Genomic DNA, 20,254 nt, shown 5'->3' on the forward strand with positions numbered 1-20,254 from the left:
AACATGCCTGATCACACGGGTATTCGGAATTGCGGATCCCACGCTGCGCATCACGAAAGCAGCTTGACCGGTACCTCCACAACCCTGCTGCGCAGGTACTCCCCCAGCCCTTTCGCCTGCGGGTCCGGGCGGGTGGAGGAGGCGACACCCGCGCCGAGGATCCCGTGCACGACGACGTTGAGCGCCAGCAGGTTGGGGAGCGCCCACACGTCGATCGTGAGGTCCGCCGCCTCGGGTCCGAGCAGTTCGCGGGCCTTGTCGGCGGTCAGGAAGCGCCGCAGCCACGCGTACTCGGCCTCGGTGCGGGTCCACAGCCCGATGTTGGCGTTGCCGCCCTTGTCCCCGGACCGCGCGCCGCACACGACACCGAGCGGGACCGCCGTGTGCGGCCCGTCCTCGACCGGCGCGGGGGCGGGAGCCTGCGGCGGCGCAGGCGCCTCACCGACCTCCGGATCGTCGATCACCAGCCGCTCGCCGCCGGGCAGGACCACCGTGTGCCGCACGGCCGAGCGCGGGACGGCGGCGGGCCGGTAGATCCCGAAGGCCGACTCCGGGGTGGGCGGGGACGTGGTGTGGAAGCCCGCGTACCCGCCCAGCGCGAGCTCCATGGCGGCGTTGGAGAACGCGCGGCCGACCGTGCGCGGGTCGAGGTCCTTGACCGTGATCCGCAGGTGCGCGGTGGCGCGCTCGTTCGACGGCGCGTCCGGGGTGTCGAAGCGCAACAGCCGGACATCGACCTCGGCGAACCGGTCCCTGCCCCCGAGCACCTCGAACAGCAGAGCCTCGGCGTGCGCGGCCTTGGCCTCGATGTCCAGCCCGGTGAGCACCAGCGTCACGGTGTTGCGGAAGCCGCCCGCCTCGTTGAGCGCGACCTTGAGCATCGGCGGCGGCGCGCTGCCGCGCACGCCGGAGATCGCCACCCGGTGCTCGCCGTCCTGGGCCAGCCGGATCGTGTCGAAGTGCGCGGTGCAGTCCGGGCCGAGGTAGGCGGGCTCGGCGATCTCGTAGAGCAGCTGGGCGGTGACCGTGCCGACCGAGACCAGGCCGCCCGTCCCGGGGTGCTTGGTGATCACCGACGATCCGTCCGCGGCGACCTCGGCGATCGGGAACCCGGGGTAGCGGCGGTCGGTGAGCTCGTCGAGGAAGGCGTAGTTGCCACCGGTCGCCTGCGGTCCGCACTCGATCACGTGCCCGGCGACCACCGCGCCGGCCAGCGCGTCCCAGTCCCCGCGGCCCCAGCCGTGCCACCACGCCGCGGGCCCGACGACGAGCGAGGCGTCGGTGACCCGCCCGGTCACCACCACGTCGGCCCCGGCCGCGAGGGCCCGCGTGATCCCCCAGCCGCCGAGGTAGGCGTTCGCCGACACCGGCTGGCCCTCGACGGGCGGGACGACCGCCCCCAGCGAGCCGCGCAGGTCGTCGCCCTCCACGTGCGCCACCCGCGCCGTGAGCCCCAGCCCGGCGGCGACCTCACGGACGGCCGCGGCCAGCCCGGCGGGGTTGAGACCGCCGGCGTTGGCGACGATGCGGATGCCCCGCTCCAGGCACGTCCCGAGCACCGCCTCGACCTGGGTCAGAAACGTCCGCGCGTATCCCGCCGAGGGGTCCTTGGCCTGCGCCTTCGCCAGGATCAGCATGGTCAGCTCGGCGAGGTAGTCGCCGCACAGCACGTCGATCGGGCCCCCCTCGACCATCTCGCGGGCGGCCTCGATCCGGTCGCCGTAGAAGCCCGAGCAGTTGCCGATGCGCACGGCGCGCCTGCTCACGCCGGCCCTCCCGCGAACTGCCCGGGCTCGCGGCCGGTGCCCGCCGTCCCGGCGAACGCCTGCCCGATCTCGACCCACTCCCGGGCGGCCGGCCCCGTGACCTCCAGCGCGAGGTCGTCACGGTGGCGCCGCTGGGTGACGAGGAGGGCGAAGTCCAGCGCCGGGCCGGCGATCCGGTTCGCGGCGTCCGCCGGACCCCACGTCCACACCGACCCGTCGGGGGCGTCCAGCTCGACCCGGACCGGGACGTCGGGCAGCGCACGGTCGTGGACCGCGTAGCTGAACGCCCGGGCTCCGACGCCGATGTGGGCGACGTGCCGCAGCCGCGCACTCGGCTCCCGCACGACCCCGAGCGCGTCGGCGACGTCCTGCCCGTGCGCCCAGGTCTCCATGATCCGTGCCGTCAGCGACGACCCCGCGCTCATCTCCGGCCCGAACCACGGCACCCGCAGGCGCGGATCGAGCCCGCGGAACGTCTCGACCAGCCGGTCGCGCGACCGGTCGAACCAGTGCAGCAGCTCGGCACCGGACCGGTCGCGGTACCGGGCGGCGACGGCGTCCGGGTCCACCCCGCCCGCGGCCTCCACCCGCTGCCGCTCGGCGCGGAAGCCGTCGGGATCAACGGCAGACTGCACGGCCAGGTCGTCGAAGAAGGCCAGGTGCGAGACCTGGTCGGCAACCGTCCACCCCACGGCGGGGGTGTCGCGCCGCCACCCGCCCTCCTCCAGGCCGGCGACCATCGCGCGCAGGACGGCGGACTCGGCCGCGAGGTCGTCGGCGAGCGCCGTCATCGATACCGGCATCGGCTGCTGCCTCCCGCGCTGGTCATCGTCGACCGTCCACGCCGGCCTCCTCCACCACGGCCAGCACCTGCCCGGTGTCCACCTGGGCGCCGGGCGCGACCGCCATGTCGGCGACGATCCCGTCGACCGGCGCTGCGACGGTGTGCTCCATCTTCATCGCCTCCAGCACCACGAGCGGCTGCCCCGCGGTGACGGCATCACCGGGCCCGGCGAGCACCCGCACCACGCCGCCGGGCATGGGCGCCAGCAGCGACCCGGGGTGGGCGACGGCGTTCGGATCGGCGAAGCGCGGCACCTCGGCCAGTGCGGCGGACCCGTCCGGTCCGTCCACATAGGACCAGCCGGGCACGCGGTGCACGGCGTAGGTCCGCCGCACGCCCCCCACCTCCAGGTCCACGGCGTCCGGTGCCGCCCCCAGGAGCCGGACGGGCAGCGGCTCGCCGTTCACCGCCAGCTCCAGCCCGGCCCGGCGGAAGGCGTAGGTGACCTCGAACGCCTGCTCGCCCAGGGTGTAGCCGGCGCGCTGCGGCGGCCCGCCGACGTTGCGCCAGCCGGACGGGAAGCCGCCCAGCACCCGTGCCGACGCCCGGTTCGCGGCCTGGGCGGCGAGCGCGGCGGCCGCGGCGTGCACCGGCCCACCGGCGGCCCCCGCACCGAGCGCGCGAGGGTCGTGCCTGGTCAGGTAGCCGGTGTCGGTGCGCCCGGCGAGGAACTCCGGCTCGCGGAGGATCCCGACGAGCAGGTCCCGGTTGGTCGTCACGCCGTGGATCTCGGCCCGCTGCAGCGCCCGGGCCAGCACCCGCACCGCCTCGACGCGGGTGCGGCCGTGGGCGATCACCTTGGCCAGCATCGGGTCGTAGTGGGTGCCGACGACCGAGCCGTCGACCACGCCCGAGTCGACGCGCACTCCGGGCAGCGCCGGGACGCGGAAACGGTGCAGCGTCCCGGTGGCAGGCAGGAAACCCGAGGCGACGTCCTCGGCGTAGAGCCGGACCTCGACCGCGTTCCCGGTGATCGCGGCGCCGGTGACCTCCGGCGGCAGCGGCTCCCCCTCGGCCACCCGCAGCTGCAGCTCCACCAGGTCCAGTCCGGTGACCAGCTCGGTGACCGGGTGCTCCACCTGCAACCGGGTGTTGACCTCGAGGAAGAAGAAGCGCCCCTCCCGGTCCAGCACGAACTCCACGGTCCCGGCGCCGGTGTAGCCGATCGCCTTCCCGGCCGCCACGGCCGCGGCGCCGAGCTCGGCACGCAGCGCGTGGTCGACGACCGGCGACGGGCTCTCCTCGACGATCTTCTGGTAGCGGCGCTGGATGGAGCACTCCCGCTCGAACAGGTGCACGACCTCGCCGTGGGCGTCGCCCAGGATCTGCACCTCGACGTGGCGGGGGTCGACCACGAACCGCTCCAGGAACACCGTCCCGTCGCCGAACGCCGACGCGGCCTCCCGCCGCGCCCCCTCGACGGCCGCCGCCAGCTCAGCGGGCTCCGCGACGGTCCGCATCCCACGTCCGCCACCGCCGAACGCGGCCTTGACCAGCACCGGGAACCCGATGCCCGCGGCGACCGCGGCCAGGTCGGTATCCCCGGTGACGACGGCGCCGGGCAGCACCGGCACCCCGGCCTTCTCCATCAGAGCCTTGGCCTCGAGCTTCGACCCCATCGACGCGATCGCGTCCGGCGAGGGTCCGACGAAGGTCAGCCCCGCCTCCGCACAGGCCCGGGCGAAGCCGGCGTTCTCGGACAGGAAGCCGTACCCGGGGTGCACGGCGTCGGCGCCGGTGGCCCTGGCCGCGGCGACGACGAGGTCGCCGCGCAGGTAGGTCTGCGCCGGGGCGGATCCGGGCAGCCGCACCGCCTCGTCGGCCAGCCGGACGAAGGGGGCGTCGGCGTCCGGGTCGGAGTACACCGCCACGGTGGCGACACCCATGGCGTGGGCGGTGCGCATGATCCGCGCGGCGATCTCCCCACGGTTGGCGACCAGGAGCTTCGAGATCCGGGTGGACGGCATGGGGGCGCTCACATCCGGAAGACGCCGAAGCCGCGGCGGCCGGCGACGGTGGTCGAGTGGACGGCGGACAGCGACATGCCGAGCACGGTCCGGGTGTCGCGGGGGTCGACGATGCCGTCGTCGTAGAGCCGGGCGGTGATGTGGAAGGCGTGCGACTCGGCCTCGATCTGGGCCTCGATCGCGGCGGTCCGCCGCCGGTCGGCCTCCTCATCGAACGGCTTGCCCTGCGACTCCGCCGAGGCGCGTCCGACGATCGACATCACGCCCGCGAGCTGCGCCGCGCCCATCACGGCCAGCTTGGCGCCCGGCCAGGCGAACAGCAGCCGCGGGTCGTACCCGCGGCCGGACATGCCGTAGTTGCCCGCCCCGAACGACGACGCCATGGTGATCGTCAGGTGCGGCACGGTGCTGTTGGTGACCGCATTGATCATCTTCGCGCCGTCCTTGATGATCCCGCCCTGCTCGTACCGGGCCCCGACCATGTATCCGGTGGTGTTCTGCAGGAACACGAGCGGCGTGTCGGTCTGGTTCGCGAGCAGGATGAACTCGCTGGCCTTCTTGGCCTCCTCGCTGAACAGCACGCCGCGGTGGTTGGCGAGCACGCCCACCGGATAGCCGTGGATGCTCGCCCAGCCCGTGACGAGGGAGGTGCCGTAGAGCGGCTTGTACTCGTCGAAGTCCGAGCCGTCGACGGTGCGCGCCAGCACCTCGCGGGGGTCGAACGGCACCTTCGGGTCCGGGGGGATGATCCCGAGGATCTCCTCCGGGTCGTAGCGCGGCGGTTCGGGGGCCGCCGACGGCGGCGGCCCGAGCTTGCGCCAGTTGATCCGGGAGATGATCTGCCGGCCGAGCCGGATGGCGTCGTGCTCGTCGACGGCGAAGTAGTCCGACAGCCCGGAGACGCGGGAGTGCATCTCGGCGCCACCGAGCGACTCGTCGTCGGACTCCTCGCCGGTGGCCATCTTGACCAGCGGCGGGCCGCCGAGGAACACCTTCGCCCGGCGGTCGACCAGCACGGCGTAGTCGCACATGCCGGGCACGTACGCACCTCCCGCGGTCGAGTTCCCGAAGACGATCGCCACGGTCGGGATGCCCAGCGACGACAGCTCGGTGAGCTCGTGGAAGATCCGCCCGGCCGGCACGAACAGATCGGCCTGCGTGGGCAGGTCGGCACCACCGGACTCGACGAGGTTGACCACCGGCAGCCGGTTGACCCGGGCGATCTCCAGCGCGCGCAGCGCCTTGCGCAACGAGTAGGGGTTCATCGCGCCGCCGCGCACGGTGGGGTCGTGGCCGACGACCATGCACTCCACACCGCAGACCACGCCGATCCCGGTGAGGACGGACGCGCCGACGGTGAACCCGGTGCCCCACGCCGCCAGCGCCGAGAGCTCCAGGAACGGGCTGTCCGGGTCGAGCAGCAGCTCCAGGCGCTCACGGACCGGGAGCTTCCCCCGCTCGCGGTGCCGCTGGGTGTAGCGCTCGCCGCCGCCCGCGACCACCAGCTCCAGCTGCTCGTCCAGCTGCGCCAGCACCTCGAGCTGGGCCGTGCGGTGGCTCGCATACGTCTCGGAGGACACGTCGAGCTGCGACCTCAGTACGGTCATCGGGCTCCCTGGTAGTGCCCGGCGTGCAGCTCCCGGACCACGTGCTTCTGGATCTTGCCATTGGACGGGGGCGGCGGGGCGTCGACCGTACCGCGCGGTTCCAGGTGCGGCCGGGCGCCACGGGGTCATGAGCGGCACGGGCGAGTCGAGCAGGCGGACGACCGCTGATCCGCCCCGCACCGCGTGATGCTTCTCCCCCGGGGACTCACATTTTCCGGCGGTAGCCTCGCGAGCGTGGCGCGTCCCTCGACCCGAATGCTCGACACCGTCGGCACCCTCGCCCGGCTGGGCCTGGCTGCCGTGTGGCTCGTGTCGGGCGCGATCAAGCTGGCCGACCCCGGGGGCACCGTGGCGTCGGTGAAGGCCTACGAGCTGATCCCGGACGGCCTAGTGAGCGTGGTGGCAGGGGTGCTGCCGTTCCTGGAGCTGGCACTCGGCCTGCTGCTGGTGCTCGGCGTCGGCGTCCGCCTGGTGGCGGTGCTGTCCGGGATCGTGCTGCTCGTCTACATCGCCGGCATCGCGCAGTCGTGGGCCCGCGGCCTGACCATCGACTGCGGCTGCTTCGGCGGCGGCGGGCAGGTCGCGGCGGGCCAGACGCACTACCCCGAGGAGATCCTGCGCGACACCGGGTTCCTGCTGCTCGCCGTGTGGCTCGTCGTCCGACCGAGGACGTTCGCCTCCGTCGACGGCTGGCTCATCCGCTCGCAACCGGAACCCGTGACACTGGAGAACGCATCGTGAGCAACACCCAGCAGAGCAAGGGCACAAAGCGGAAGTCGGCCTCGTCGGGCCGGGCGGTCGCCGCCGCCCGGGCCGACCGCGACAACAAGCGCAAGAACATCGTCGCCGCCATCGTGATCGTGGTGATCGCGGCGGCGGTCTTCGGCGGGGTCTTCCTCCAGAAGCAGAAGGCCACGACCGCGGCACAGTCGGTCATCCCGACCGTGACGGTGGCCGGTGCCGCCCAGTACCCGGTGGTGCTCGACCCGGCGACGGCCACCGTGCTGGCCGGAAAGCCGACCGCACCCACCACGATCGACGCGTACGAGGACTTCCTCTGCCCGATCTGCGGGGAGTTCGAGTCGGCCAACTTCCCCGCCATGGAGAAGCAGCTCGAGGCGGGCACCATCAAGGTCCGCTACCACATGCTCAACCTGCTCGATGACCGCTCGACCCCGTCGGGCTACTCGACGATGGCCGCGAACACCGCGCTCGCGGTCGCTGCGGCGGCACCGGACAAGTTCATCGACTTCCACGACAGCCTGTTCAGCAAGCAGCCCGAGGAGAACGGACCCGGCTGGACACAGGCCCAGCTGTCCAACCTGGCCGGGCGGCTGGGCGTCAGCGGCCCCGCCTTCGACTCCGTGGTCAACGGCAACACCTACGGCGCCAAGATCCAGTCGAACCTGACCGCCGCGGAGGCCGACCCCGCCCTCCAGCAGCAGGGCGCCTTCGGCACGCCGACCGTGGTGGCGAACGGCAAGGTCGTCAACTGGCAGCAGGACCCCAACTGGCTCAGCTCGGTGGTCCCGACCCACTGACCGGCGCGGTCGTACACATCGCTCGGACGCGTGATGCCATGCTGTATCGCGGCTCTTAACGTGGGGCTCGGCGCCCGGACCTCCGGGACCGTCGCCGTTTCCTACGAATGATCGAGGAGCTGGCATGGCCGACCGCTACCCGATTCCCCCCTACACGCTGGAGACGGCGCGGGAGAAAGCGCGCCTCGCCGAGGACTCCTGGAACAGCCGCGACCCGGAGAAGGTGGCGCAGGGGTACACGATCGACTCCCGGTGGCGCAATCGTCACGAGTTCCTGCACGGGCGCGACGAGATCATCGCCTTCCTGACGCGGAAGTGGGAGCGAGAGCTGGAGTACCGGCTGATCAAGGAGCTCTGGGCCTTCGAGGGCAATCGGATTGCCGTTCGCTTCGCCTACGAGTGCCACGACCTGGACGGGAACTGGTTCCGCTCCTACGGCAACGAGAACTGGGAGTACGACGAGCACGGCGTCATGGCTGTCCGGCACGCCTCCATCAACGACCTGCCGATCACCGAGTCGGAGCGCGCCTACCACTGGCCGCTCGGTCGCCGTCCGGACGATCACCCGAGCCTGAGCGACCTGGGCTTCTGACCCCGTCACCGGCCGGGGACGCTCCGTCGAGGCGGATGATGTCGTCCCAGTGGAGGGTGCGGTCGGCGACGGCATCCAGCAGCGGCTGGTCGTGGGAGATCGCGAGCACCCCGATCCCCGCTGTCCGGGCCCTGGTCAGCAGCAGTTCGGCGAAGACCACAGACCCGCGAGTCGCCCCGACCGAGTCCTCGCAGAGCGGGCGTGCTCCTCGCAGACCCCACAGCCCCTGCGACGAAACCACCCAGGCTGCGAAGACGCCCCACCACCCCGCGAGTCGCCCGGTTCAGGCGCGCGAGTCGCCCAGTTCGCGCGCCCACCCCCCACCACGTCCTCGCAGAGCCGCTGCACTCCTCGCAGACCCCACAGCCTCTGCGACGAGCCCACCCGGTCTGCGAAGACCTCGACCACCGCGCCCGCCGGGTCGGGTCAACGGGTCGGGTCAGCGCGTTTCCCGCGGGGCGGCGCCGGATGCGGACACCGAGGGCGCGCGGTTGACCAGTTGCCGCAGGGCCTCGACGTGGCCGTCGAAGGCCTTGCGGCCTTGCGGGGTCAGGGTGACCAGGGTGTGCCGTCGGCGGCCGGCGCCTTCCTTGCGGATCTCGGCGTACCCGGCGTCGCTGAGGGTGGAGACCTGTTTGGAGAGTGCGGAGTCGGTGAGCTCCAGGCTCTCCTTGAGGAAGCTGAACTCCGCCCACTCGGTGGCCGCGAGGAGTGCCATCAGGCCCAGCCGGGTCGGCGGATGGATCAGCTCGTCGAAGCCGGCTGGGGTGGTCATACCGTCGTCCGGCGCAGCAGCACCCGGTAGAGCGGATCGCCTGCCGCGACGAGGACGACGAACAGCACGCCGACGAGGGTGCTGCGCAACGGGATGTCGGTCTGGTCGACGAGCCACATCAGACCGAAGAGGAGGGCGCCTGCGGCGAGCGCCATGCCACCGAGGACGGCCCAGAACCGGCCCGTCATCTGGGACTTGTGCATGACGACCGTGCTGCGCCGCCCGGCGCGGGTGAAGCAGATCAGGGCGGCGACCATGCCGATGAAGAAGAGGGCCAGCCCCAGGGCCTCGGACACCGGAAGGTCCATTGCTGCGAAGCCGGCGAGCATCGCGAGCATGCCGGTGGCGTCCCAGCCGCGGTGCCGGCCGCGGGACGCGCCGTCGATGGCCTGGTTGCGGCGCTTGGCGACCTCCGCGAGGCCGGCGTGGGCGTCCTCGATGTGGTTCATTCCGATCCCCTCCGACTTTTGACTTGCCTGGTAGGAAAGTTACCACTCGACTTTCCTCCCGGGCAAGTCAAACTCCGAACACCGGCCAGGTGAAGTAGCGGAGATCGACGAGGTGTTCCAGGCCGTGCACCGCATCAACCCCGACCCGAACCTGCTCGCCTACCAGTACCCGCAGGTGCTGCCCAGCTCGCCCAAAGCGCGGGCTCGACGTTCTGGATGGTCCCCACCGAGGTCACCGCCGCCATGAGAGCCGTCTCGCGGGCGTTCACCGACCCTGCGACCGTGACGGACGACCGGCCGGGGCAGGAGGCCCAGTAGGATTTGCCCGATTCGGGGGCGGCGACATCGGGAGGCGAGGACGTGCAGCAGTCGAGCGCGCTCGTCCGGCGCCTGCTGGGTTCGGTGCTCGTGCTGCTCGCCACGCTCGCACTCACGGCCGCGGCTCTGCCCACCGCCCCATCGGAAACGTCCGCCCCGGCGCCGGCCGGCCCCGCCGCGTTCGGCTGGGGTGTCGACCAGTCGCCTGCAGGCGACGCCACGGTGCGCACCGACCGCCCCCTGGTGATCTGCGCGGGGATCGGCAGCCACCCCGCGATCGTCCCCGCACCACCCGCTCCCGTCGCTCCTGCGGTGTGCTCACACGCGCCCGTCCGCGGCACGATCGGGCAGCGGACGGGCGAGTCCACCGCGGTACCAGGGCGGGCGCCGCCCGCCGGGGATCAGCCGACCATCTGATCCCCCGGCCCCGCGCATGCGCGGCGGCCCTGTTCGCAAGGACCCCTGTGCACCGATCCGTGCTGGTGCGCGCCCTGTTGGCGCTCGCCGTGCTCGTCCCGTCCATCTGGTCAGCCCTGACCCTGACCCCCACCCTCGGCCTCGACCTGCGTGGCGGCACGCAGATCGCGCTGGAGACCCGCGACGCCCCCGGCATCGTGGCCGACGCCGCATCCACCAATCGGGTGCTGGGCGTCCTCCGCGACCGCGTCGACGGCCTGGGCGTCGCCGAGCCCTCGCTGTCCCGCTCGGGCGAGCGGCGCATCGTCGTCGAGCTACCCGGCCTGGAGGACCCGGCGGAGGCGGCCGACGTTCTCGGCCGGACCGCCCAGCTCACGATCCACCCAGTGCTCGGCCCGGCAACCGGCGTCGACGCGGCCCGCGTCCTGCCGGACGAGGACGGAACGCCGCTGGCGCTCGGCCCACCCGCCCTGGCCGGCGAGGACGTCTCCGGGGCCCGCGCCTCCAGCGCGACGCCCGGCGTCATCGGATCGGTCGTGGACGTCACGTTCGCCGGGGACGGGCGGGAGCGCTGGCGGGCGCTCACCGCGCAGGCGGCGTGCGCGGCGCCCGGCGATCCGGCCCGGCGCATCGCGATCGTGCTCGACGACAGCGTGATCTCCTCCCCGCAGGTCGATCCGTCGATCGCCTGCGGGGCAGGCATGCCCGGCGGCTCGACGCAGATCACCGGGTCATTCGGCCGGGAGCAGGCAGGCGACCTCGCCGTGCTCATCTCCGGAGGCGCGCTGCCGGTCCCGGTCGAGATCATCGAGCAGCGGACGGTCGGCCCCACGCTCGGCGCGGCCGCGATCGAGGCCAGTGCGGTGGCCGCGGCGATCGGGGTGGCGCTCACCGGGGTGTTCCTGCTGACGGCCTACCGGCTCGTCGGGCTGGCCGCCGTGGCCGCGCTCGTCGGGTACGTGGTGATCAGCTACGCGGGCCTGACCGCGCTGGGGGCGACGCTCACCCTGCCCGGGCTGGCCGGCTTCGTGCTCGCGATCGGGATGGCGGTCGACGCCAACGTGCTGGTGGCTGAGCGGGCGAGGGAGGAGTACCAGCGCGTACGGCGGCTGGACCGGGCCGCCGAGATCGGCTACCGCAGCGCACTGCCCGCCGTGGCCGACTCGGCCGTGACGACGCTGCTCGCCGCCGGCCTGCTCTTCGGCCTCGCGTCCGGACCGGTGCGCGGGTTCGGGGTGACCCTGACTCTCGGCGTGCTCGTCTCGCTGTACTCCGCGCTCGTGCTGTCGCGGATGCTGACGATCTGGCTCGTGCGCCGCCCGTCGATCCGGCGGCGGCCGGCGTGGTCGGGACTGGCCTCGCCAGGGCCGGTGCGTACCTGGCTCGGGCGCTGCGACCCCGACCTGCTGCGCAGGCACCGGCGGTGGCTGGCGTGCTCGGCCGTCGTCGTCCTGCTCGCGCTGGCCGGGGTCGCTGTCCGCGGGCTGAACTTCGGTGTCGAGTTCACCGGGGGCCGCGCCGTCGAGTTCTCGACCGCCCAGCTGCTCGACCCCGAGGTCGCGCGCGAGGCCGTCGCCGACGCCGGGTTCCCCGGAGTCGCCGTGCAGAGCACCGGCACGGGCGGGCTGTCCGTCCGTAGCGGCAACCTCACGGACGAGGACGTCACGGCCCTGCGCGACGTACTGGCCGACGCCGCGGGCGGTGCGGACCTGCTGCGCGATGAGCGGATCGGCCCGAGCCTCGGCGAGGAACTGCGCCGCGGCGCACTGGTCGCGCTCGGTGTAGCGCTCGCCGCGCAGCTGATCTACCTGGCCGTCCGCTTCCGCTGGGTCTTCAGCGCGGGCGCAGTCGTCGCCCTGATCGCCAACGTGAGCGTGGTCGTCGGGGTGTTCGCCTGGTGGGGCCGGCCTGTGGACGGGGTGTTCCTCGCGGCGCTGCTCACGGTGATCGGCTACACCGTGAACGACTCGGTGGTCGTGTTCGACCGGGTCCGCGAGGGCTGGACGACCCAGCACGGGCCTGCCCTGCGCAGGCTCGTCGGGTCGGCGGTGCTGGCGACGCTTCCCCGCACCGTCAACACCGGTGTGTCCACCCTGGTCATCCTCGTGGCGCTGCTCCTGCTGGGCGGCGACACGCTCGTCGACTTCGCGCTCGCCCTGCTCGTGGGCATCGTCGTCGGAACGGCCTCGACGATCAGCGTGGCGGCTCCGCTCGCGATCGAGCTGCAGGGCAGGCGCCGGCCGCCGGCACCGCGGCGCGCGCCCGCCCGGCGCCGCAGCACCGGAGCGGTGGTGTGACCGTGCCCCAGCCGGCGGCCGGGAGCACGCGCGCACAGCAGGGCTCGGTACGGCGCCCCGAGCTGCAGGGACTGCGCGCGCTGGCGATCATCCTCGTCGTGGTCTACCACGTGTGGATCGACCGCGTGCCCGGCGGCGTCGACGTGTTCTTCCTGCTCACCGGGTTCCTGCTCACCGGAGGGCTGGTGCGGGCGGCCGAAGCGCGCACTCTCGACGTCCGGCGGCAGTGGAGCCGCACGCTGCGGCGTCTCGAGCCGGCGGCAGCCGTGGTACGGGACGCCACCCACCCCAGCGCGATGGCCCTCCGGACCGGAGCCGTGGACCCGGCACCCTGCTCCCGCCACCTGTGTCGATCTACGACGACTGGGTGCGTATCGAGAACTGGGACTGCACGCCCATGTGCGGGACACGCCCCGGTTCGCCCACTCCGTCCCCGACTGCGTGCAGAGCCGGCCGGACGACCTCGACTCCTCTGCGGAACCGCGCGCGCCGACGTCTACCCGCGGGCCCCGCCGTGGACACGGCTGCCGGACATCCCGTCCAACCTCACGTTCCTCGACATCGCCGACACCGTCTGCGACACCGCCCGCTGCCCGGCCGTGATCGGGAACATCGTGGTCTATCTCGACGACAACCACCTGAGCGCCACCTACAGCACCACGATGGCCGATCTGCTCGCCGAACCCCTCCGCACGACGCAGTAGCGGCAATCGGTCAGAAAAGGCGGGTGAGGGCTGTGTCGAGGTCGGGCAGTTCAGAGAGATCGAGCAGGAAATGCTCCTCCAGCGCAGTCCGGACCGCAGCGGGTGACTCCAGGTCGCGTCGCTCCGACGGGCCGCCGAGATGATGCACGGCGAGGCTGGCGCCGCCGGACTTGGTGCCTTTGAGGGTGAAACGGCGATCGGAGTCCGGACGCCCGATCAACAGCCCGTTGACGAACTTGGAATCGGGGTGGTGCGCGTTGTACCAGCTACTGACCTCGTAGTCCGCGAGATACTGCTCGGCGAGGTCGAACCGGTACAGCGTGCGCCACTGACTTCCCGTCCGGGCCTCCATCACGAGGGCTCGCCCGTCCGGCCGGAGACGGAACGGCTCGTGCGGCGTGGCCTGTTCCACGTCGGGTTCGAGCGCCAGCACTCCGGTGAGCGTGAGGACACCGAAACCGACGTCGACGATGTGCGGGCCTTCCGGCAGGTCGACCTGCAGCAGCATGTGGCTGCGCGGGGGCATCGGCGCGCCGGCGTCCCGGTTCCACAGCACCCGCGCGGCAAGGCCGGTCGTCGTGTAGCCGAGGGCGTCGAGCACCCCACGGAGCAGCATGTTCTGTTCGAAGCAGCCACCGCCACGGGCCCGGTGGACCAGCTTGGCGGTCAGGGTGGCCGGGTCGAGCCGCACCTCCCGCCCGGTGAACTTGTCGAGGTTCTCGTACGAGATCGACCGCGCGTGCCCGGCGACGATCCGCCGCAGGGTCGCGAGACCGGGGGCCGGGGCATCGGTCTCCGCACCGGGCATGCCGATCCGGCGGAAGTAGGCGGCGAGGTCGGAGTCGAGCACGGGTGCGTCCATGACACTCACGGATTCGTCCGCGGCGCTGGACCCGGTGTGGACAAGGGCCATCGGTTCGTCGTCCAATCCGTTCCGACGTGATGCACACGGAGGTACTGGACGCTTGCCCTGGGCTCGAACCTCTCCGGTGCCTGTACTACAGGTATACCGTCAGGTTTTGTGTCACGGTCGGTGGTGTCCACCACGCCCGCGTTTCGGAGTCGTAAGCTTTCGGAGCCGTAGTGCTGTTATGGCCCCTTTCCGGTAGCAGCACGGCTCCGAAACGCCCGTAATGTCAGCGGAAGGTGAGCTGGAAAGTCGCCGGGTGTGCGTGCAGCTGGTATCGCGGCAGCACACCCGGGCCGCACGACTCGGTGCCGAGCCCGTTCTGCGCGATGTCGAGGTTCAGGTGCACCAGCGGGCCGGGCACGAGCTCGGCCGCGTGCCGGGCCTCCGCCAGCTCCTCGCTGGTCCAGCGCCGGGCCGTGAGCTCGAACGTCGGGCTGCCCTCGATCCGCAGGCCCCGCCCGTCGGCTCCGGTGAGCGTCGCCCACCGGACGTTCGCGCGGTTCCCGTTCTCCTGCGGGACGACGTACGGGGTCTGCATCTCGTCGACGGTCGAGCTGAACCGGCCCACTCTCACGGCCTGCCGGCTGTCGGCGTACGCCTCGCCGGGCCCGAGCCCGAACCACGTGACGCGGTCCAGCGCGGCGGGCAGGGCCATCCGCAGGCCGAGCCGGGGCAGGGTGGCGGGCCACTCCCCCTCCGGCTCCACGTCGAGGTGCAGGTGCACCGCGTCCGGCGCGACCGTCCAGCGGTAGGTGGCGAACATCCCGAACGCCTGCGCGGGCGGCGCGACCCTGCTGCGCACCACGACCTCGTCCGCGGCGTGCTCGACGCTGATCACGCGGTGCTGGAGGCGGTGCAGGCCGGCGGCCCGCCACGCCTTCGCCTCCACCGGCTCGTCGTTCTCCGTCGGGGCGCGCCACAGGTCCAGCCGCGGCCCCGCGACGGGGTATCCGCCGAGCTCACGCAGCGTGCCATCGACGGGGTCGAACACGGGAGCGGCGAACGTCCGGGACTGCGCAACCTTGCCGCCCGGGACTCCGGAGGCGGTCGCGCTCACCGGCACCTGCCCCCACCCGACGACGTGCCCGGCCGCGGCCCACGGCGCGTCCTCGGCCAGTGCCGCGGTGACGGTGAGCCACGACTCGCGCGACGTGGCGGGCAGCTGCGGCAGCGGCATGCAGACCGACGCGCCCGGTGCGACCTCGGGCGCGTCCAGCACGCCGGACGCCCGCGGCTCCCCCTCCTCCTCCAGCACCCACGTGAACGTCAGATGGTCGAGCCCGATGACGTCGTGGTGGTTCTCGATCGTGAGGCCCTCCGAGCACTGCGAGATCCGCACCGGCTCGATGACCTTCGCGAGCTCGAGCAGCCCGGGCGACGGTGTGCGGTCGGGGAAGAGCAGGCCGTCTATGACGAAGCTGCCGTCGTGGATCGGCTCGCCGAAGTCGCCGCCGTAGGCGAAGTACTCGCGGCCCCGGGCGTCACGCCGGGCGATGCCGTGGTCGATCCACTCCCACACGAAGCCGCCGTGGCAGGTCGGATACCGCTCGAACAGCTCGCGGTACTCCAGCAGGCCGCCCGGGCCGTTGCCCATCGCGTGGGCGTACTCGCACTGGACGAACGGCATCCCGCCGGCACGCCCGATCTGCTCGACCTCGGCGTGGCTCGCGTACATCCGGCTGTGGACGTCGACGTACTCGCACGCGCGGTCGCCCTCGTAGTGCACCGGGCGGGTGGGGTCGCGCCGGTGGACCCACTCCGCCATGTCGGCGAGGTTCTTGCCGGTGTGGGCCTCGTTCCCGAGCGACCACATGATCACGCTCGGCCGGTTCTTGTCGCGCTCGACCGTCCGGGCCATCCGGTCGAGGCAGGCGTCGCGCCACTGCGGGTCGCCGGTCGGGTTGCGCTCCCAGCCGACCGCGCTGAACCCGTGGGTCTCCAGGTCGCACTCGTCGACAACCCAGAGCCCCAGCTCGTCGCACAGGGCCAGGAACGCCGGGTGCGGCGGGTAGTGGCTGGTCCGGACGGCGTTGATGTTGTGCTGCTTCATCAGCAGGACGTCGGCCCGCGCCGTCTCGTACGGGACGGCCCGCCCGTGCTCGGGGTGGAACTCGTGCCGGTTCACGCCCCGGAACATGATCGGCAGGCCGTTGACCGTGATCCGGCCGTCGGTGATCGCGACGGTGCGGAACCCGATCCGCACCGGCACCCGCTCGGTGTCCGTGGCGAGGGTGCCGTCGTAGAGGCGGGGGCTCTCGGCGCTCCACGGCTCCACCACGCCGGCCTCGATCGGCTCGTCGACGGCCCTGTCGACGATGCCCAGCTCAGGAACCGACAGCCGGGCAGGCGCCGCGGTCTCCACGCGCAGCAGGCCGTGGCCGGTGGTGTGGTCGTAGTCGGCGCGCAGCCAGTAGTCGTCGATGCCGCCTGCCGGCCGCGCGACGAGCGTGACGTCGCGGAAGATCCCCGAGAGCCACCACATGTCCTGGTCCTCGAGGTAGCTGCCCGACGACCACTGGTGCACACGCACGACGAGTACGTTGGGGCCCGTCCGCAGCACCGCGCTCACGTCGAACTCGGTCGCCAGCCTGCTCCCCCGCGTGACGCCGAGCTCCGTGCCGTTGAGCCACACGCGCCCGCACGAGTCGATCCCGTCGAACCGCAGCAGTGCCGCGAGCCCGGCCCACTCCTGCGGGACGTCGAACACGAGGCGGTGGTCGCCGGTCGGGTTCTCCGACGGGACGAAGGGCGGGTCGATCGGGAACGGGTAGGCGACGTTGGTGTACGCGGGGCTGCCGTGCCCGTGCAGCTGCCAGTGGGACGGCACCGGCAGCAGCGACCAGCCGGAGTCGTCGAAGTCCTCGCGCTCGACGCCGTCGGGCGCGGCCGCCGCGCTCGGCGAGAGGTGGAAGCGCCACTGCCCGCCCAGATCGAGCGACGGCGCGTCGGAGCTGAACCAGGCACGAGCCGGGCGGGCACCGTGGCCCGGTGCCGGGTCGTCGATGTAGGACATGCGGGCAGCTCAGCCTTTCACGGCGCCGGCGGCGATGTTCTTGATGAAGTGGCGGGAACCGATGAGGAACACGACGAGCAGGGGCAGGATCGCCAGCAGCGTGCCCGCCATCACCAGGCTGTAGTCGGTGCCGTACACCCCGTTCAGCTGGGAGAGCGCGACCTGCAGGGTGAGGTTGCGCGAGTCGACCATGATGATCAGCGGCCACAGGTAGTCGTTCCACGCGCTGATGAACGTGAAGATCCCCAGGAACGCGAGCGCCGGGCGCAGCACGGGCAGTGCCACGTTCCAGTACGTCCGGAAGAACCCGCAGCCGTCCATCCGCGCTGCTTCCAGCAGTTCGTCGGGCAGCGCGCTCGCGCAGTACTGGCGCATCCAGAAGATGCCGAACGCGTTGGCGGCGGCCGGGATGATCAACGCCTTGAGGTCGCCGACCCACCCGAGCGTCGCCATGATCGAGAACTGCGGGATCGCCGCGAGCTGGGTGGGCACCACGAAGGTGGCGAGCAGGATCCCGAACAGCACGTTCCGGCCGGGAAAACGGTACTTCGCGAACGTGAACGCGGCGAGCGAGTCGAAGAACAGCACCAGCACGGTGGTCGCCACCGCGACGATCACGGTGTTCAGCAGCGAACCGAAGAAGTCGATGCTGGCGAAGACCTCGGCGAGGTTGTCGAACAGGTGCGAGCCGAACGTCAGCTTGGGTGGTGTCGTGAAGATGTCCGACGTCGTGTTGGTCGCCATCACGGCGAGCCAGTAGTAGGGGAACAGCGTGATCACCGCGCCGACGGCCAGCAGCCCGCCGCCCAGCAGCTTGACCCGCAGCGACGGGGTCATCGGGAGACCTCCGCGCGCTCGGGGCGCTGGATCAGCCGCCAGTTGATGATCGCGAAGATCACGACGACGACGAAGATCCCCCAGGCGATCGCGGCCCCGTAACCGAAGTCGTTCTCGAGGAAGGCCATGTTGTAGAAGTAGAGGACCATCGTGGTGCCGGCGTCCTGCACGCCGCCGCGGTCGCCCACCAGCACCTGCGCCTCCGTGAAGACCTGCATCCCGTTGATCGCCGACATCACCACGGAGAACAGCATCACCGGCCGCAGCAGCGGGAGCGTGACGCGGAAGAACGTCTGCACCGGCCCGGCCCCGTCGATGCGGGCGGCCTCGTAGATGTCGGCCGGGATCGCCTGCAGTCCGGCCAGGAAGATGATCGCGTTGTAGCCGACCCACCGCCAGATGATCATCACCGAGATGGCGACCTTGATGCCCCACGGATCGGTGAGCCAGCCGACCGGGTCGAGGCCGATCGCGCTGAGGAACGAGTTGAGGATGCCGAACTCGGTGGAGAACACCGAGCTGAACACGATCGCCATGGCGACGACCGAGGTCACGTTGGGCATGAAGTACGCGATCCGGTACAGCCCCTTGAAACGGATCGAGGAGTTCAACCCGAGCGCGATGAGCAGTGCCAGCACCGTCATCGGCACCGTCGACATCACCCAGATGATGAACGTGTTGCCGATCGCGTTCCAGAACTCGGCGTCGGTGACCAGCAACGCGAAGTTGTCGAGCCCGATCCATTGCATCGGCCCGATGCCGTCCCAGCGGTGCAGCGCGAGGTACAGCGAGTAGAACACCGGGTACGCGCCGAAGACGAGGAACAGGATGTAGAACGGCGATATGGCGAGGTACTGCGGAAGGTGGCGGAACCGCCGCCGCTGCGGAACCTGCGCAACAGCCGGCGCGCTCGGCGCTTTGCGCGGGAGCAGATCCGTCATCACAACACCCCCGATCGCTGCAGGAGCCGGTCGATCGCGGAGCGGGCGTCGCGCCACGCCTGCTGTGGGTCCTTGCCCGCCGACTCCACGTTGACCAGCTCGTCGGTGAAGCAGTTGCTGATGTCGATGTCCCACGGGCTGAAGTAGGCAGGCTGCACGCCCTTCGCCGACTCACCGAACACGTCGGCCGTGATCTGGCCGCCGAAGAACGGGTCGGGCTGCCGGGCGGTGACGTCGGTGAACGCGGCCGGCGCCGAGGGGAAGATCCCGACGTCGGCGTAGTGGCGCGCCTGGTTGGTGGGCGAGAGCAGCCAGCTGACGATCTCGAACGCCGCCTGCGGCTGCGGGCAGTACCGGGTGATCGCGATGAACGAACCGCCCTGGTTGCCGGGCCCGCCGGGGCTGCGGCACAGGCGCCACGCTCCCGCGGTGGTCGGCGCCGACTCCTTGATCTCGCCGGTGATCCACGAAGCGTTGACGAGGCTGAGCTCCGTGCCGTTGGTCCACGCGGCGTGCCGGTCGACGGAGCCCGTGGTGCTCCCGTTGTCGAAGTAGCCGGCCGTCAGGCCCTTGCGTACGGCGCTCAGCGCCCGTTCCCACGCGCGCCTGACGGGCTCCTCGTCGCCGATGAACCGCCCTTGGCGGTCCATGTACTTGCGCGGCTCCTGCGCCATCGAGTACGTGAAGACGGTCTTGGCGTCGGTGATCAGGTACCGGCCGGGGAGCGCTCTCTGCAGCTCCTCGCCGAACGCGAAGTAGTCCTCCCACGTCGCCACGGCACGGGCGACGTCGTCGGGCTCGCTCGGCATCCCGGCCTGCGCGAACAGGTCGTGGCGGTAGAACAGCGCGGCGGGCCCGGTGTCGACGGGGAACCCGAGCAGCCGCCCGTCCGGCGTGGTGCCGGCCTCCCACTTCCACGGCAGGTAGTCGCCGCGGAGCCGCTGCGCGCCCATCGTGTTGAGGTCGACGAACTGGTCGGCGTCGCCGAAGTACCCGGCGATGTCGTCGTTGAGCATCGTCATGTCCGGCAGGTAGGCACCGCCGGACATCGTCGCGAGCAGCTTGTGGCGCAGGTCGTGGCTGACGTTGGCGGGGTCGAACCCGGCGCCGGCGAAGCGCACGGCGGCCTCGTCGAGCACGGCGGGCGAGAGGCCGCGGGTCCAGTACCAGAGGGTGAGCTTCCCGGGGCTCGCGGTCCTCGGGCTCGCGCACCCGGCGAGCGCGAATGCGAGAGCGCCTGCCGCCAGGAAACGGCGGCGGGTCAGTGCAGTCATCA

Annotated in this window: 17 protein-coding genes; 6 read left to right on the top strand and 11 right to left on the bottom strand. The window is 71.9% G+C overall.

Features of this window, described 5'->3' with window-relative positions; translation table 11 throughout:
- Positions 1-50: 50 nt before the first annotated feature.
- From HF577_RS00250 to HF577_RS00265, 4 genes are all read right to left on the bottom strand, one after another.
- Positions 51-1,694, bottom strand: a complete 1,644-nt coding sequence (locus tag HF577_RS00250) for an acyclic terpene utilization AtuA family protein (RefSeq protein ID WP_246265180.1) — start codon at positions 1,692-1,694, stop codon at positions 51-53.
- 68 nt (positions 1,695-1,762) lie between these two features.
- Positions 1,763-2,569 (bottom strand): TIGR03084 family metal-binding protein, encoded by an 807-nt coding sequence (locus tag HF577_RS00255; protein WP_169393644.1) that lies wholly within the window; start codon positions 2,567-2,569, stop codon positions 1,763-1,765.
- A gap of 22 nt (positions 2,570-2,591) precedes the next feature.
- Positions 2,592-4,577 (bottom strand): acetyl/propionyl/methylcrotonyl-CoA carboxylase subunit alpha, encoded by a 1,986-nt coding sequence (locus HF577_RS00260; protein WP_169393645.1) that lies wholly within the window; start codon positions 4,575-4,577, stop codon positions 2,592-2,594.
- A gap of 8 nt (positions 4,578-4,585) precedes the next feature.
- Positions 4,586-6,184, bottom strand: coding sequence for an acyl-CoA carboxylase subunit beta (locus HF577_RS00265; protein ID WP_169393646.1), 1,599 nt, complete (start codon positions 6,182-6,184; stop codon positions 4,586-4,588).
- A gap of 255 nt (positions 6,185-6,439) precedes the next feature.
- Between HF577_RS00265 and HF577_RS00270 the strand changes: the two genes are divergently transcribed.
- From HF577_RS00270 to HF577_RS00280, 3 genes are all read left to right on the top strand, one after another.
- A complete protein-coding gene (locus HF577_RS00270; protein WP_169393770.1) occupies positions 6,440-6,925 on the top strand; it encodes a MauE/DoxX family redox-associated membrane protein in 486 nt (161 codons plus the stop codon).
- Positions 6,922-7,725: a DsbA family protein gene (locus tag HF577_RS00275; RefSeq protein ID WP_169393647.1), complete on the top strand. Its 804-nt coding sequence runs from the start codon at positions 6,922-6,924 to the stop codon at positions 7,723-7,725. The genes HF577_RS00270 and HF577_RS00275 overlap by 4 nt, the downstream gene beginning before the upstream one ends.
- A gap of 124 nt (positions 7,726-7,849) precedes the next feature.
- Positions 7,850-8,317, top strand: a complete 468-nt coding sequence (locus tag HF577_RS00280; protein WP_169393648.1) for a nuclear transport factor 2 family protein — start codon at positions 7,850-7,852, stop codon at positions 8,315-8,317.
- 439 nt (positions 8,318-8,756) lie between these two features.
- Here HF577_RS00280 and HF577_RS00285 read toward each other — a convergent pair whose 3' ends face one another.
- Positions 8,757-9,092 (bottom strand): winged helix-turn-helix domain-containing protein, encoded by a 336-nt coding sequence (locus tag HF577_RS00285; protein WP_169393649.1) that lies wholly within the window; start codon positions 9,090-9,092, stop codon positions 8,757-8,759.
- Positions 9,089-9,541, bottom strand: coding sequence for a hypothetical protein (locus HF577_RS00290; protein WP_169393650.1), 453 nt, complete (start codon positions 9,539-9,541; stop codon positions 9,089-9,091). Before HF577_RS00290 ends, HF577_RS00285 begins: the two co-directional genes overlap by 4 nt.
- A 360-nt stretch (positions 9,542-9,901) precedes the next feature.
- Between HF577_RS00290 and HF577_RS00300 the strand changes: the two genes are divergently transcribed.
- From HF577_RS00300 to HF577_RS40030, 3 genes are read left to right on the top strand one after another with little or no spacing between them, the layout of a single operon-like run.
- Positions 9,902-10,276 (top strand): hypothetical protein, encoded by a 375-nt coding sequence (locus HF577_RS00300; RefSeq protein ID WP_169393651.1) that lies wholly within the window; start codon positions 9,902-9,904, stop codon positions 10,274-10,276.
- Positions 10,277-10,323: 47 nt separating this feature from the next.
- Positions 10,324-12,573, top strand: coding sequence for a protein translocase subunit SecD (gene secD / locus HF577_RS00305; RefSeq protein ID WP_169393652.1), 2,250 nt, complete (start codon positions 10,324-10,326; stop codon positions 12,571-12,573).
- Positions 12,570-13,277 carry an acyltransferase family protein gene (locus tag HF577_RS40030; RefSeq protein WP_169393653.1) on the top strand — a complete coding sequence of 236 codons (708 nt, stop codon included), beginning with the start codon at positions 12,570-12,572 and terminating at the stop codon, positions 13,275-13,277. Before secD ends, HF577_RS40030 begins: the two co-directional genes overlap by 4 nt.
- 10 nt (positions 13,278-13,287) lie before the next feature.
- Here HF577_RS40030 and HF577_RS00315 read toward each other — a convergent pair whose 3' ends face one another.
- The 5 genes from HF577_RS00315 to HF577_RS00335 form a co-directional block, all read right to left on the bottom strand.
- Positions 13,288-14,139, bottom strand: coding sequence for an arylamine N-acetyltransferase family protein (locus tag HF577_RS00315; protein ID WP_246265193.1), 852 nt, complete (start codon positions 14,137-14,139; stop codon positions 13,288-13,290).
- A 274-nt stretch (positions 14,140-14,413) separates the two neighbouring features.
- Positions 14,414-17,200 (bottom strand): glycoside hydrolase family 2 TIM barrel-domain containing protein, encoded by a 2,787-nt coding sequence (locus tag HF577_RS00320; RefSeq protein WP_169393655.1) that lies wholly within the window; start codon positions 17,198-17,200, stop codon positions 14,414-14,416.
- A 9-nt stretch (positions 17,201-17,209) separates the two neighbouring features.
- On the bottom strand, positions 17,210-18,037 hold the full coding sequence (locus tag HF577_RS00325; RefSeq protein ID WP_169393656.1) for a carbohydrate ABC transporter permease: 828 nt from the start codon (positions 18,035-18,037) through the stop codon (positions 17,210-17,212).
- A complete protein-coding gene (locus HF577_RS00330) occupies positions 18,034-18,978 on the bottom strand; it encodes a carbohydrate ABC transporter permease (protein ID WP_169393657.1) in 945 nt (314 codons plus the stop codon). Before HF577_RS00330 ends, HF577_RS00325 begins: the two co-directional genes overlap by 4 nt.
- Entirely contained in the window at positions 18,978-20,252 is a 1,275-nt protein-coding gene (locus HF577_RS00335; RefSeq protein WP_169393658.1) for an extracellular solute-binding protein, read from the bottom strand. The genes HF577_RS00330 and HF577_RS00335 overlap by 1 nt, the downstream gene beginning before the upstream one ends.
- Between the last annotated feature and the right edge of the window lie 2 nt (positions 20,253-20,254).

It is taken from the genome of Pseudonocardia xinjiangensis, assembly GCF_012911925.1.
GTDB lineage: Bacteria > Actinomycetota > Actinomycetes > Mycobacteriales > Pseudonocardiaceae > Pseudonocardia > Pseudonocardia xinjiangensis.